The sequence below is a fragment of the Mesorhizobium loti genome, assembly GCF_013170705.1.
In the GTDB taxonomy this organism is placed as follows: domain Bacteria; phylum Pseudomonadota; class Alphaproteobacteria; order Rhizobiales; family Rhizobiaceae; genus Mesorhizobium; species Mesorhizobium loti_D.
In genome coordinates, this window is record NZ_CP033334.1 from 130,349 (window position 1) to 144,889 (window position 14,541).

Annotated in this window: 12 protein-coding genes; 4 read left to right on the plus strand and 8 right to left on the minus strand. The window is 64.0% G+C overall.

The features are described 5' to 3' along the window. Position 1: 1 nt before the first annotated feature. Positions 2-1,645: a glucose-6-phosphate isomerase gene (gene pgi, locus EB815_RS00610; protein WP_056569717.1), complete on the minus strand. Its 1,644-nt coding sequence runs from the start codon at positions 1,643-1,645 to the stop codon at positions 2-4. 300 nt (positions 1,646-1,945) lie between these two features. Here pgi and EB815_RS00615 point away from each other — a divergent pair, with 300 nt between their 5' ends. Together EB815_RS00615 and EB815_RS00620 are read left to right on the plus strand one after the other, a co-directional pair. After that, a complete protein-coding gene (locus EB815_RS00615; RefSeq protein WP_056569714.1) occupies positions 1,946-3,439 on the plus strand; it encodes a PLP-dependent aminotransferase family protein in 1,494 nt (497 codons plus the stop codon). A gap of 189 nt (positions 3,440-3,628) precedes the next feature. Next, positions 3,629-5,218 carry a trimethylamine methyltransferase family protein gene (locus EB815_RS00620; RefSeq protein WP_065005408.1) on the plus strand — a complete coding sequence of 530 codons (1,590 nt, stop codon included), beginning with the start codon at positions 3,629-3,631 and terminating at the stop codon, positions 5,216-5,218. Between the two features lie 15 nt (positions 5,219-5,233). Here the strand turns inward: EB815_RS00620 and EB815_RS00625 are convergent, their stop codons facing one another. The 4 genes from EB815_RS00625 to EB815_RS00640 all read right to left on the minus strand — a co-directional run bounded on the left by EB815_RS00625 (position 5,234) and on the right by EB815_RS00640 (position 9,944). Beyond that, positions 5,234-5,632, minus strand: coding sequence for a hypothetical protein (locus tag EB815_RS00625; protein WP_081295039.1), 399 nt, complete (start codon positions 5,630-5,632; stop codon positions 5,234-5,236). Between the two features lie 65 nt (positions 5,633-5,697). Continuing rightward, the gene (gene chrA / locus EB815_RS00630) at positions 5,698-7,089 is read right to left on the minus strand and encodes a chromate efflux transporter (protein ID WP_056569708.1); all 1,392 of its coding nucleotides are present in this window, start codon (positions 7,087-7,089) and stop codon (positions 5,698-5,700) included. Beyond that, a complete protein-coding gene (locus EB815_RS00635; RefSeq protein ID WP_056569704.1) occupies positions 7,086-7,904 on the minus strand; it encodes a chromate resistance protein ChrB domain-containing protein in 819 nt (272 codons plus the stop codon). Before EB815_RS00635 ends, chrA begins: the two co-directional genes overlap by 4 nt. Before the next feature lie 234 nt (positions 7,905-8,138). After that, entirely contained in the window at positions 8,139-9,944 is a 1,806-nt protein-coding gene (locus tag EB815_RS00640; RefSeq protein ID WP_056570418.1) for an IlvD/Edd family dehydratase, read from the minus strand. Between the two features lie 150 nt (positions 9,945-10,094). On the opposite strand from EB815_RS00640, the gene EB815_RS00645 reads away from it, so the two are divergent. Beyond that, complete coding sequence (locus EB815_RS00645) at positions 10,095-10,544, plus strand: SRPBCC family protein (protein WP_056569701.1); 450 nt, start codon at positions 10,095-10,097, stop codon at positions 10,542-10,544. Positions 10,545-10,560: 16 nt separating this feature from the next. Here EB815_RS00645 and EB815_RS00650 read toward each other — a convergent pair whose 3' ends face one another. The 3 genes from EB815_RS00650 to EB815_RS00660 all read right to left on the minus strand — a co-directional run bounded on the left by EB815_RS00650 (position 10,561) and on the right by EB815_RS00660 (position 13,452). Continuing rightward, entirely contained in the window at positions 10,561-11,727 is a 1,167-nt protein-coding gene (locus EB815_RS00650; protein ID WP_056569698.1) for an Mrp/NBP35 family ATP-binding protein, read from the minus strand. Positions 11,728-11,802: 75 nt separating this feature from the next. Next, positions 11,803-12,807 carry an inorganic phosphate transporter gene (locus tag EB815_RS00655; RefSeq protein ID WP_056569695.1) on the minus strand — a complete coding sequence of 335 codons (1,005 nt, stop codon included), beginning with the start codon at positions 12,805-12,807 and terminating at the stop codon, positions 11,803-11,805. A gap of 3 nt (positions 12,808-12,810) precedes the next feature. Further along, positions 12,811-13,452: a DUF47 domain-containing protein gene (locus EB815_RS00660; RefSeq protein ID WP_056570416.1), complete on the minus strand. Its 642-nt coding sequence runs from the start codon at positions 13,450-13,452 to the stop codon at positions 12,811-12,813. Between the two features lie 169 nt (positions 13,453-13,621). Here EB815_RS00660 and EB815_RS00665 point away from each other — a divergent pair, with 169 nt between their 5' ends. Further along, a complete protein-coding gene (locus EB815_RS00665) occupies positions 13,622-14,521 on the plus strand; it encodes a LysR family transcriptional regulator (protein WP_056569692.1) in 900 nt (299 codons plus the stop codon). The last annotated feature ends 20 nt before the right edge of the window (positions 14,522-14,541 follow it).

The window sequence follows — 14,541 nt, forward strand, 5'->3', positions numbered from 1 at the left end:
TTCACTCCGAACCACGCAATTGGTGGATGCGTTCCACAAGGCCCCTTGTAGAGGCGTCGCGGTTTGCGGCGCTTTCCTTGCCTTCAACGACAGGCAGCAGGCCGGTCGCCAGTTCCTTGCCGAGCTCGACACCCCACTGGTCGAAGGAATTGATGTTGAACAGCGTGCCCTCGACGAAGACGCGGTGCTCGTAGAGCGCGATCAGCCGGCCGAAGGTGCGCGGGTCGAGCTTGCGATAGAGGATGGTCACCGACGGCCGGTTGCCGGAGAAGACGCGATGCGGTGCTATCTTGTCGACATCCGCCGGCTTCATGCCCTTGGCCAGCATCTGCGCGCGGGCTTCGTCCAGCGTGCGACCCTTCATCAGGGCTTCCGACTGCGCCAGGCAGTTGGAGAGCAGCAGATCGTGTTGATGCCGCAGGTTCGGCTCATGGCCAACGGCCGCGGCGAGGAATTCGACCGGGATGAGGTCCGTGCCCTGGTGCAGCAACTGGAAGAAGGCGTGCTGGCCATTGGTGCCGGGTTCGCCCCAGACCAGCGGCCCGGTCGGCGTCGTAACGGGCGTGCCGTCGAGGGTGACACCCTTGCCGTTCGATTCCATGTCGAGCTGCTGCAGATAGGCAGGCAGCCTGGACAGGCGCTGGTCATAGGGGATGACCGCGCGCGCCGGATAGCCGCAGATGACCCGATGCCACCAGCCGACCAGCCCCAGAAGCGCCGGCAGGTTCCCGGCCAGCGGGGTGCTGCGGAAGTGCTCGTCCATCTCATGCGCGCCGTCGAGGAAGGCGCGGAAATTTCTTGGGCCGACGGCGATCATGACAGGCAGGCCGATCGCGCCCCAGACCGAATAGCGGCCGCCGACCCAGTCCCAGAAGCCGAAGACGCGATCCTGCTCGATGCCGAACTTGGCCACCAGGTCGAGCGCCGTCGAGACGGCGGCGAAATGCTTGCCGACCGCTTCCTTGCCGAGCGCCTTCTGCACCCAGTCGCGCGCCGTCTGCGCATTGGTCATCGTCTCGACCGTGGTGAAGGTCTTGGAGGCGATGATGAACAGCGTGGTCTCGGCGGACAGGCCCTTCAGCGTGTCGTGGATATGAGCGCCGTCGATGTTGGAGACATAGTGCGCGCGCGGTCCGTCATGATAGGGGGCGAGCGCCAGCGTCGCCATGGCCGGGCCGAGGTCGGAGCCACCAATGCCGATGTTGACGATATCGGTGATCTTCTTGCCGGTGGCGCCGGCTGCCTTGCCAGAGCGGATCGCGTCGGCAAAGGCACCCATCGCGTCGAGCACGGAAATGACATCCGCCTTGACGTCCTGGCCGTCGACCGTGACGCCCTTGCCGCTGAGGTTGCGCAGCGCCGTGTGCAGCACGGCGCGGTCTTCGGTGATGTTGATCCTCTTGCCGGCAAACATGGCGGCGCGGCGCCCCTCGAGATCGGCGGCGGCGGCCAGCTTTTCCAGCAGATCCATGGTGGTGGCGTCGACGGCGCATTTCGACCAGTCGAGCAAAAGGTCGCCATCGGTGGCGGAGAATGTCTTGAACCGCTGTGGATCGGCAGCGAAGGCCTGGCGCATGTCGGCTGGCGCCCCGGCGCGATGATCGCGCAAGGCGGCAAGCTGTTTCTGGAAGGCTGACTTATCCACTGGCGGGGACTCCTGGCGTTTTTCGACGCACTCTATCAGACCGGATGTTTCCGGCGCGTGTCGTCGCGACAAAACTATTGAGCCGAATTCCGTCCGGTCAATACGCGGCGATGACGCAGCGCGTCACGAAGTGATGGCATGGATTGTCACAGGAACGATACAGCGCCCGATTTCGGCTGGAAGGATCACTGGTATAAATCCCAAAGATCAGAAAAATTGATTGGCGCAACCCCTTGTGCCACCGTTACATTCGACTGGTCCAGCAAAGCGAAAAAAGCTGGCCATCGAGGAACATCTTCCATGCCACAGAGAAACGACACGGCGATATGGTCCGGCCTGTTCCGGATTTCGGCTGAATCCGGCCAGACCCTGCAGGCGCAGATCCGCCAAGCCATCGTGGCCGCCATCCTGGACCGACAGATCGCCGCTTCGATGCCGCTTCCCTCCTGCCGGATCCTGGCCGAGAAACTCGGCGTGGCGCGCGGAACCGTGGTTCTCGCCTTCCAGCAGCTCGTCGACCAGGGTTTCCTGGTGGCGCGCGAACGGCGCGGCCATTTCGTCAATCCAGACGTGCTGGCGACGCCGGCCAAGCCGCATCAGAAGGCGCCTGACCAGGCCAATGAGATCGACTGGAAGGCGCGCCGGCAGATCGCCGCCAGCGACATGCCGCCGCCGGCCAAGCACGAAAACTGGATCAAGTCGTCCTACCCCTTCGTCTATGGCCAGTTCGACCCGGCGCTGTTCCCGACCGCCGAATGGCGCGAGTGCAACCGCATGGCGCTGGCCGTGCTCGAGATCCGCAACTGGGCGTCCGACATGGTCGATCGTGACGATCCGCTCTTGATCGAGCAGATCCAGGCGCGGCTCCTGCCCCGGCGCGGCATCTTCGCCAATCCCGACGAGATCATCGTCACGCTGGGCGCCCAGAACGCGCTCTACATGCTGGCTTCGCTGTTGATGACCAAGGGCTCGAAGGTGGCAATGGAAGACCCGGGCTACCCCGACGCGCGCTCGATCTTCCGCCTTGCGGGCGCCGAGATCCAGCCTGTGCCGGTCGACCAGTCCGGCATCGTAACCTCTTCTATCCCCAATGATTCCGGCTTCGTGTTCGTCACGCCCAGCCATCATTGCCCGACCATGGTGCCGTTGTCGGCCGAGCGGCGGCAGGATCTGCTGGCACGTGCCAACCGTCACAACCAGATCATCATCGAGGACGGCTATGACAGCCAGCTACTCGACGAGGCGCCGCAGCAGGCATTGAAGAGCCTCGATCGCTCCGGCCGCGTCGTCTATGTCGGCTCGATGTCGAAAACGCTGGCTCCAGGCCTGCGGCTTGGCTACATCGTCGCGTCGGCTGGACTAATCGCGGAACTCAGGGCATTGCGCCGTTTCATGCTGCGCCATCCGCCGGCCAACAATCAGCGCGCCGTGGCGCTGTTCCTGTCGCTCGGCCATCACGAGGCCCTGGTGCGGCGTCTGTCGAGCGCCTTTGACGAGCGGCGCAAGCGTCTGGTCCATGCGATTTCCGCTTTCCTGCCGGAATGGCGTTCGACCGATTCGGCCGGCGGCACGTCGCTCTGGCTCGAGGGGCCGCGGGGCACCGATTCCCGTGGTTTGGCCGAGGCCGCCGCCTCACGCAGCGTCATCATCGAGCCGGGAGACCGCTTCTTCGACCGCACCGAAAAGCCTTCGCGTTTCATGCGGTTGGGCATTTCCTCGATCGCGCTGCAGCACATCGAGCCCGGCATCCGCGAGCTCGCCACCGCGGCCGGACGCAGGCCGGCGGCTGCCTGATCCATCCACCCGATGCTTGGACCAGAACCCCAAAGGCGGCTCCGGTTCCTTTAGCTCTGGCACATGCACCCGAACAGGCTGGCCCATAGGCTGTGCCAAAGCCGGCGGCATAGTCGTGGCACAAAGGGGAAGAAGCAGCCGATGGTGGACCAACCGCCGCCCTGCTTCTGAGAAAGCTGGAGTGTCTCCATGTCAGTGGTTCTTGAAAAGCAGGAAGCGGCGGCGGATCAGCGCTCGCGCCGCTCCGGTGGACGCGAAGCGCGCCGCGCCATGCGGGCCGCGCCGCTCGCCGACGACATCAGGCCGGTGCGCGCCGGCCTCGAGGGCGGCAGCTACGGGCCCTTGCGTGGGAACGATCAGGAGCGCATCCACGAGGCCGTGCTGACGCTGCTGGAGACGGTCGGCTTCGCCAATGCCATCCCTTCCTGCATCGAGGCACTGACCAAGGTCGGCGCCACCCATGGCGATGATGGCCGCATCCGTTTTCCGCGCGCGCTGGTGCTCGACACCATCAAGAAGGCAGCGCGCAATTTCACCTTGCACGGCCAGGACCCGAAACACGACATGGTGATCCAGGGCAAGCGCGTGCACTACGGCACGGCGGGTGCCGCCGTGCATCTGGTCGATGTGGAGAAGCGTGAATATCGCGAATCGCTGCTGCAGGACATCTATGACGCGGCCCGCATCGTCGAGGGGCTCGACAACATCCATTTCTTCCAGCGGCCGATGGTGCCGCGCGACATTCCCGATCCGCTCGAAATGGACTTCAACACGCTCTATGCCTGCGTGATGGGCACGTCCAAGCATGTCGGCACCTCGTTCACGGTGCGCGAGAACGTGCAACCGGCGCTGGAGATGCTCTATGCCATCGCCGGCGGCGAGGAGAATTTCCGCGCCCGGCCTTTCGTTTCGAACTCCAACTGCTTCGTCGTGCCGCCGATGAAGTTCGCCGAGGACGCGTGCGGCGTGCTCGAGGCCTGTGTCGAGGGCGGCATCCCGATCCTGCTTCTGTCGGCTGGCCAGGCCGGTGCGACCGCCCCGGCGGCGATTACCGGCGCGGTCGTGCAGGCGGTGGCCGAAGTGCTGGCCGGTCTGGTTTATGTCAACGCCATCAAGCCGGGACACCCGGCGATCTTCGGCACCTGGCCGTTCGTGTCGGATCTGAGGACCGGCGCCATGTCGGGCGGCTCGGCCGAGCAGGCGGTGCTGACCGCTGCCTGCGCGCAGATGGCGCAGTTCTACGATTTGCCCGGCGGCTCGGCCGCCGGCATGACGGATTCGAAACTGCCCGACATCCAGTCCGGCTATGAAAAAGGCATCACCGACGTGATGGCCGGCCTTGCCGGGCTCAACCTGGTCTACGAATCGGCCGGCATGCATGCCTCGCTGCTCGGCTTCTGCCTGGAAAGCCTGATCATCGACAATGACATGCTCGGACATTGCCTGCGCTGCGTCCGCGGCATCGAGGTGACCGATGAGGCGCTGTCGATCGACACCATCGCCGAAGTCTGCCTGAAGGGACCGGGCCATTATCTCGGCAACGAGCAGACGCTTCGGCTGATGCAAACCGAGTATTTCTATCCGGCTGTCGGCGACCGGTTTTCGCCGAAGGAATGGAACGAAAAGGGCCGGCCCGACATATTGCAGCGCGCGATCATCGAGAAGAAGCGCGTCCTTGCCGAACGCTTCCCGCGCCATGTGCCGAAGCTGCTCGACGACAGGCTGCGCGCGCGCTTCGGCGACATGATCAAGCTGCCGCGCGCCAATATGGGCGGCTGAGCCTCGTCAAAGCAGTCAGTCGGCGCCCAGGCCGTAGCGTTCAACGACTTCGGCGTTGATCAGCTTGGCGTGCAGCGTCATCAACACGATCCGGGCGTCGAAACTGTCGCCGGCCTCGACCGCGTCCTCGATACGGCGCTCCACGTCCTGCCGCTGCTGCAAGCCGTGGGAGCGCTCGAACGTCTCCGGTCCGGCAACGCAGTAGCTGAACAGTCGCGCCACATCCGGGTAGGCCTGTGGCGGCGGCTCGTCGGACCAGCGATCCTTCATCAGATTGACGAGGGTGAGTTTCACCCCCTCCGGCACAAGCGCGGGATGAAGGTCGGCGTCACGCAATGCCGCATCAAGCTGCCTCAGATCGCCCGATCGTCCGAACATGCCAAGGAAACCGAGGGAAGAGCGTCGCTGCGCCATGATGTTCCAATCCGTTTCCAACCACTTAAATGGTCGGCGAGCGGAATACAAAGGCAGGCGAGCCTCTATCCCCTCGCCGCCAGCAGCAAGACACCGGCAAGGGCCGATCCGGCGAGCGTCGGCAGCACGCCGATCTTCAGCCTCAGGATGGCGATCATCGCGGCGCAGGAAAGCAGCGCCGCCCGCCAGTCGATCGACGAAAGCACCGGGACATTCATGCCGAGACCCATCGCGTGCACCTCGCGGAAAACGACGTGCAAGGCAAACCAAAGTGCGAGGTTCATGACGACGCCGACAACAGCGGCGGTGATCGCCCCCAACGCGGCCGACAACACCCTGTTGCCGCGCAAGGCCTCGATGTAGGGCGCGCCAAGGAATATCCAGAAGAAACACGGCGTGAACGTCACCCACAAAGTCAGCAGCGCGCCAAGCGATCCGCCAAGCAACGGGTTCAGTGACCCGGCGTGACGGAACGCGGCGATGAAGCCGACGAACTGCAACACCAGGATGAGTGGACCAGGCGTGGTCTCGGCAAGCCCAAGACCATCGACCATCTCACCGGGCGCGAGCCAGCCGAAGGACTGGACAGCCGCCTGCGCGACATAGGCAAGCACCGCATAGGCACCACCGAAGGTGACGACCGCCATCAGACTGAAGAACCGGCCTATCTCCGTCCACACGCTGGCGGAGCCAGTGAACCACCAGATAACAAGAACCGGTCCGAGCCAGATCGGCAGCCAGATCGCGACAGTGCGCGGCGCATGCCATCTGGTCGGTTCGACATGGGTCAGTTCGCCGCGCTCGAACATCAGGTCGACGGCTCCCTTGATGTCGGCAACATCGCCCTTGCCGTGCGCGGCGCCGGAAAACAGGCCGGGAACAACGCGGTCTCCCAGCCATCCTGTCAGGCCCGCGAGCAGGATGATGAGCGGAAACGGCACATTTAACGCATAGATGGCGAAGAAGGCGGCAACCGCGATCGACACCATGGCGGGGTTTTTCAGCGCACGCCGTCCGATGCGGATCACCGCCTCGATGACGATGGCAAGCACCGCCGCCTTCACCCCGAGGAACAGTGCCGCGACGAGCGGCATGTCGCCATAGAGCACGTAGAGACTACTCAAGACGAGCATGACGAGCGCGCCCGGTAGGACGAACAGGATGCCGGCGACAAGGCCACCGATCGTCCTGTGCAGCAGCCAGCCGATATAGATGGCGAGTTGCTGGGCTTCCGGGCCGGGCAGCAGCATGCAGTAATTCAGTGCATGCAGGAAACGCTGTTCACCGATCCAGCGTCGTTCCTCGACCAGTTCCTTGTGCATCAGCGCGATCTGCCCTGCCGGCCCGCCGAAGCTGAGCAGCCCGATCTCCGCCCAGACCTTCACGGCTTCGGCAAGGGTCGGTGCCGCCGGCGCTTCGGCGTTCCCCGACCTGTGTGCAGGCACAACGGCGCTCATGACGGTTTACCTGCACCGGGCCAATTGTGCGTTTCCTCGGTGGCATCACGGCACCAGCGGAAGAACGCATCGTAGAGCAGCATGCCTGCTTCCAGTTGCTCCAGATCGTCGCGAAACATCCGCGACAGGCCAAGCGAGGCAGCCAGAAAGCCGGCGGCCTGGGGCACCAGATCGAGACTTGCAGTGTCGGCCGCGCGCACAATCACCGCAAGGCGATCGAGTGCGGCGGATTCCAGGCCGAATTCCTCGATCATCGTATCGAAGGTGCAGCGTTCGCCACGATGGCTCCAGAACACGTTGTCGATGTCGAACGGCTCGGCCTGAAAGCGGTCGGCCACGGCAGGCACTTCGGCCGCCTCGACGAACAGGAAGACAGGGCGAGGATCGATGAAACGCCGGATCAGCCAGGGGCAGGCGATGCGGTCGACCTTGGGGCGGGCGCGCGTCACCCAGACCGTGCGGCCCTTTTCGTCGCGCGGCGGCAATTTGTCGGTGCGGACCAGAAGCGCGTCCGCATCGCGCCAGGCTTCGAAGCCACCTTCGAGGGTTTCGGCGGGAATCCCCCCGTGGCGCAGCCATGCGGCTACACCTTGCGAGAGTTTCCGGCCTTTCTGGCAGACCACCACCACGGGCTTGCCGGCGAAGTCGGATGCCCACGTCGAAACGGTTTTGAAATCGCGACGGACCGAGGCCGGCAGCAGGCGCGGATCGGCGTCGAAATCCTCATCAATGCGGACGTCGACGATTGCAGGCGCGCCCGGCAGGCCGACCAGCCGGGAGAGTTGCGATACGGTGATAGCGGTTGTTGACGGCATGGCGTCCACCTCCTGATAGAGAAGCCTGGACGCGAACGTTGGGCTGACGCCTCACGGGGTCGTCGCGATGCACCCCTTGGCGTGATCGTGGATTTGTTGGGCACGCTTGTCAAGGATGGTGACCGGTCTCGAACCACGGTCAGGACGCACAATGCCAAATGGAAGAACGGCTGGCGGCCTGATTGATCAAGCTGCCAGCCGTCGATCCGATGTCAGTGATTGTCCCCGGAGCAATCAATGATTGTCCCTGGGAACGCCGCTGGTATGGGCGACGTCCAGGTATTTCACGGCCGGCTTCAGAACCATCCCTTCGGAGAACTGGTCGACCATGCCGCGCTGGATCTCCTGCCACGGCGTCTGGTGCTTGGGGTAGTGATAGCCGCCATCGCTCTCCAGCTCGGCGCGCCGCCTGGCAAGCTCTTCATCGCTGATCAGCATGTTGGCGGTGGCCTTGCGCAAGTCGATGCGCACGCGGTCGCCCGTCTTGAGCAGCGCCAGTCCGCCGCCGATCGCGGCTTCCGGCGAGGCGTTGAGGATCGATGGCGAGCCCGACGTGCCCGACTGGCGGCCGTCGCCGATGCAGGCCAGCGAGTGGATGCCCTTCTTGATGAGATAGGCCGGCGGCTGCATGTTGACGACCTCGGCGCCGCCGGGATAGCCGACCGGGCCGGCGCCGCGCATGAACAGGATGGTGTGCTCGTCGATGCCTTGCGCCGGATCGTCGATGCGAGCGTGGTAGTCCTCCGGACCGTCGAAGACCATGGCGTTGCCCTCGAAGGCTTCCGGGTCGTTGGGGTTGGACAGATAGCGCTCGCGGAATTCCGGCGAGATGCCGCTCATCTTCATGATCGCGGAATCGAACAGATTGCCCTTGAAATTGATGAAGCCGGCATTGGTCTTGAGCGGTTTGTCGACACTGTGGATGACGTCGGCGTTTTCGTTTGCGACACCCTTGCAATTGTCGCCGATCGATTTGCCGTTGACGGTCATGGCTTCAGGATAGGGCAGCAGCCCGGCCTTCATCAGTTCGGCAACCACGGCCGGCACGCCGCCGGCATGATGATAGTCCTCGCCCAGATACTCGCCGGACGGCTGCAGATTGACGATGAGGGGCACTTTGAGGCCGACCTTCTGCCAGTCGTCATTGTCGAGCGGCACGCCGAGATGGCGGGCGATGGCATTGAGATGGATCGGTGCGTTGGTGGAGCCACCGATCGCCGAATTGACGACGATGGCGTTCTCGAAGGCCTTGCGCGTCATGATGTCTGATGGCTTCAGATCCTCATGCACCATGTCGACGATGCGCTTTCCCGTCTCGTAGGCGATCTGGCCGCGCTCACGGTATGGCGCGGGGATGGCGGCCGAGCCCGGCAGCTGCATGCCGAGCGCCTCGGCCAGGGAATTCATCGTGGTGGCGGTACCCATGGTGTTGCAGTAGCCGGTGGAGGGCGCCGAGGAGGCGACGATGTCCATGAACTCGTCATAATTGATCTCGCCGGCCGACAGGCGCTGGCGCGATTCCCAGACGATGGTGCCGGACCCGGTGCGCTTGCCCTTGTGCCAGCCGTTGAGCATCGGGCCGACCGACAGCGCGATGGCGGGAATGTTGACGGTGGCCGCCGCCATGAGCAGCGCCGGCGTGGTCTTGTCGCAGCCGATGGTGAGCACGACGCCATCGAGCGGATAGCCGTAGAGCACCTCGACCAGGCTGAGATAAGCAAGGTTGCGGTCAAGGGCCGCGGTCGGGCGCTTGCCGGTCTCCTGGATCGGATGGCAGGGGAACTCGAAAGGGATGCCGCCCATCGAGACGATGCCTTCGCGCACGCGCTTGGCGAGCTCGATATGGTGCCGGTTGCAAGGCGACAGATCAGAGCCGGTCTGGGCAATGCCGATCAGCGGCTTGCCCGACATCAGTTCGGCGCGGGTCAGCCCGTAGTTCAGGTAACGCTCCAGATAGAGCGCCGTCATTCCCGGATTATCGGGATTGTCGAACCACTCCTGCGAGCGAAATTTCTTCTTTCCTGTGGGGGCGCCAGCCATCATGGTCTCCGTATTTGTATGACAAATCGATATGACAACGCGCGGATGCAGGCAAGGGGCACGCGCGATCTGAATCCGGACTTTGGTGCGATAGACATGTATCGGGCCGCGCGCTAGGACCAATCGACATCAATTGCACGGGAGGTCTTGATGGCTTTGGTGATCGAAGGCGAGGAACGCATCGCGGCGCCCGTCCAGAAAGTATGGGAAGCTCTGAACGACCCGGCGGTGCTCAAGGAGAGCATTCCCGGTTGCCAGAGCCTGGAGAAGACGTCGGACACCGAGATGGCGGCGACGGTCGTGCTGAAGATCGGACCGATCAAGGCGACCTTCAATGGCGAGGTGACGCTAAAGAACCTCAAGCCACCGCATTCCTACACGATCCAGGGCGAAGGCAAGGGCGGCATCGCCGGCTTCGCCAAGGGCGGCGCCGACGTGACGCTGACGGCGGATGGGCCGAACGCCACGGTGCTCAGATATGCCGCCAAGGCCGAAGTCGGCGGCAAGATCGCCCAGCTCGGCAGCCGGCTGATCGAGTCGACGTCGAAAAAACTGGCCGGGCAGTTCTTTTCGACATTTGGCGAGAAGGTCGGCGGCTGACCATCCTCCCGGGAGGTCACTCGAAGACGATGCTCGGCACCGCCGCTTCGGCCGCGCCGCGCTCTTCATTGACCCTGTCCCAGACCTTGGCGGCGATGTCGCGATAGGTTTTCGCCGCGGCGCCGTCGGGCTTCGAGACGACCACCGGCGCCCCGGCATCCGAGCTTTCGCGGATGCCCATTTCCAGCGGCACTTCGCCGAGGAAGGTGACGCCGAGGCGTTCGGCTTCGCGGCGCGCGCCGCCATGGCCGAAAATGTCGTAGCGCTTGCCGGTGTCCGGCGCGATGAAATAGCTCATGTTCTCGACGATGCCGAGCAGCGGCACGTCGACCTTCTTGAACATGTTCAGCCCCTTGCGGGCATCGATGAGGGCCAGGTCCTGCGGCGTCGAGACGATGACGGCGCCGGCCAGCGGCACCTGCTGCGCCATGGTCAATTGCGCATCGCCGGTGCCGGGCGGCATGTCGACCACAAGCACGTCGAGCCGGCCCCATTCAACCTCGCGCAGCATCTGTGTGAGTGCCGACATCACCATCGGCCCGCGCCAGATCATCGGCGTTTCCTCATCGACGAGGAAGCCCATCGACATCACCTTGAGGCCGTAATTCTCCATCGGCTTGAGGATCTTGCCGTCAACCGTCTGCGGCCGGCCATGGATGTCGAGCAGCTTGGGCATGGACGGGCCGTAGATGTCCGCATCGAGCACGCCGACCCGCAAGCCATTGGCGGCAAGGCCAAGCGCCAGGTTGACGGCGGTGGTCGACTTGCCGACGCCGCCCTTGCCGGAAGCAACCGCTATGATCGCCTCGATGCCGGGCACGCCGCGCTTGCCCTGGCTGTGCGAAGCGGGGGCATGCGGAGCGGAACGTGGTGCGGCGGGCGGAGCCGGCCTGGGCGCGGGACGCGTCGGAACAGGCGCCTCCATGCCGCCGCCCTTCTTTTCCGCCGTCAACGCGACAACGGCACCGGCAACACCTGGAATTGCCTTGACGACACGTTCGGCGGCGGCGCGCAGCGGCTCCATCTCCTGCGCCCTGGCGGCGGGAACGGTGATCGAGAAGAACACTTTCGAATCGGCGATGAAAATCTCGGAAACCATGCCGAGGTCGACGATGTTGCCGGTGAAATCCGGCCCATTGACCGTCTTCAGACGCTCGGTGACGATTTCCTTGGTGACGGACATGATTTTATCCTGGCGTTGGGCTGCCGCTCAGATAGTGCAGATTGAAGCCGACTCCAAGCGCCACGATGCCTGCGGTCAACCCGTCAGGTTGACGGCGAGATAGGTAAGAGCCGAAATCGCCGCCGTCGCCGGCAAGGTAATGATCCAGGCGATGACGATGTTACCGGCGATGCCCCAGCGCACCGCCGAGACGCGGCGGGCAGCACCGACGCCTATGATGGCACCGGTGATCGTATGCGTGGTCGATACGGGAACGCCGAGCCAGGTGGCGGCGAACAGCGTGATGGCGCCGCCGGTTTCGGCGCAAAAGCCCTGCATCGGATTGAGCCGGGTGATCTTCGAACCCATCGTGTGGACGATCCGCCAGCCACCGAACAGCGTGCCGAGCGCCAGTGCCGACTGGCAGGTGAGGACAACCCAGAGCGGCACGTAGAATTTCTCGCCGAGCATGCCTTGCGAATAAAGCAGCACGGCGATGATGCCCATGGTCTTCTGCGCATCGTTGCCGCCGTGCCCGAGCGAATAGAGCGAGGCGGAAAAGAACTGCAGGACGCGAAAGGTGCTGTCGACGGCGAACGGCGTCTGGCGCACGAACAGCCACGAAACCACCAGGATCAGGACAAGCGCCAGGACAAAACCGGTCGCCGGCGAGAGCACGATCGCGGCGACCGTCTTGCCGAGTCCCGACCAGACGATGGCACCGATGCCCGCCTTGGCAACCCCGGCGCCGACCAGCCCGCCGATCAGCGCGTGCGAGCTGCTCGAAGGGATGCCGGCAATCCAGGTGACGATGTTCCAGACAATGGCGCCGACGAGAGCCGAGAAGATCACCGCCGGCGTGACGATGCTGACATCGACGATGCCTTTCCCCACGGTCTCGGCGACATGCAGGCCGAAGAACATGAAGGCGATGAAATTGAAGAAGGCTGCCCACAGCACCGCATATTGCGGCCTGAGTACGCGCGTGGAGACGATTGTGGCGATGGAATTGGCCGCATCGTGCAGGCCGTTGAGAAAATCGAAGAACAGCGCGACGGCGACAAGGCCGGCCAGCAGGGGGAAGGCGATCGCGACGTCCATCGCCTAGACGTTCTCTATCACGATGCCGCTGATCTCGTTGGCGACGTCCTCGAAGCGATCGACCACCTTCTCCAGCTGACCATAGATTTCCGAGCCGATCAGGTAGGCCATCGCGTCACCGCGGCCGTGGCGCCTGAACAGATCCTTGAGGCCCTGCTCATGCAAGTCGTCGGCCCGGCCCTCGGCGCGCATGACTTCCTCGGCGAGAACGTTCAGGCGGGCGCTGTTGGCGCCGACCTTGGCGAGCAGCGGGATCGCCTCCGCGACCAGCCGCGCTGCGTCGACGATGACGGCGCCCATTTCCTGCATCAGCGGATCGAACTCCCGCTTCTCGAACAGCCTTACCGTCTTGACGGTCTTGTGCATCATGTCGATGGCATCATCCATCGACTGGATCAGATCCTTGATGTCGCCGCGATCGAAAGGGGTGATGAAGGAGCGTCGCACGGCGAGCAGGACTTCCGCGGTGACGTGATCGGCCTCGTCCTCGAGATCGACGATCTTCTGGCACCAGCGATCGATGTCCTTGCCCTGGAGAAGCTGCTGCAGCGCCTCCGCGCCGCCGACCACCGTGCGGGAATGCCGCTCGAACAGGTCGAAGAAACGATCTTCGCGTGGCAGCAGCTTGTGAAACCAGCCCAGCATGTCAGTCTCCCATCGCGCCCGGCCCACGACCGTTTCATTGACATAACGCCGCGCGAAGCCGCGGGAAACAGTAAGCCGGCTGAAAGATGTGGATGCGAAACGATTGCGCATACCGCTTGCGGCAAAGGACGATTTCCCCGAGCCTGTGCGCGACGACCGGAAAGATAGCATGATCGACAAACTCGAATTCTTCATCGCGCTGGCCAAGGAAGAGCATTTCGGCCGGGCGGCGGAAGCATGCGGCGTGACCCAGCCGACCCTGTCGGCCGGCATCAAACAGCTGGAGGGGCAGCTCGGCGTCATGCTGGTCAACCGCGGGTCGCGTTTCCAGGGGCTGACGCCGGAGGGCAAGCAGGTGCTGGTCTGGGCGCGCCGCATCGTCGGCGATTCGAGGACCATGCGCGAGGAGATGCGGGCGGCGCGGCACGGCCTTTCCGGCCGCATCCGCATCGCCGCCATTCCGACCGCGCTCGCCATGGTGGCGCGGCTGACGACGCCGTTTCGCGAAAAGCACCCGGGCGTCACCTTCTCGGTGCTGTCGCGCACTTCGATCGAGGTGCTGTCGTTGCTCGGCAATTTCGACATCGATGCCGGCATTACCTATCTCGACAACGAGCCGCTTGGGCGGGTGACCAGCGTACCGCTCTACGACGAGCGCTATCAATTGATCACAGCCATAGGCAACCCTTATTCGGATCGCGACAAAGTGTCATGGGCCGAGATCAGTCAGCTGCCGCTGTGCCTCCTCACGCCTGACATGCAGAACCGCCGCCTCATCGACCAGCATCTGGCCGAGGCCGGCGTGCAGGTGCGGCCGACGCTCGAATCCAATTCGATGATTGTGCTGTTCTCGCATATCCGCACCGGCAAATGGTCGTCGATCATGCCGCTCAACCTCGCGGAAACATTCGGCTTTTCGGAGCCGATCCGGGCCATTCCAATCGTCGAGCCGGATGCCAGCCATACGGTCGGCCTGGTGGCCGCGCCGCGCGAACCGCACACGCCGCTGGTGCAGGCGCTGCTGGACGAGGCAATGGCGCTGGCAGACGATTTCCGCGCCCATCGCTAGTTTAGACACGGTGAGCTGAC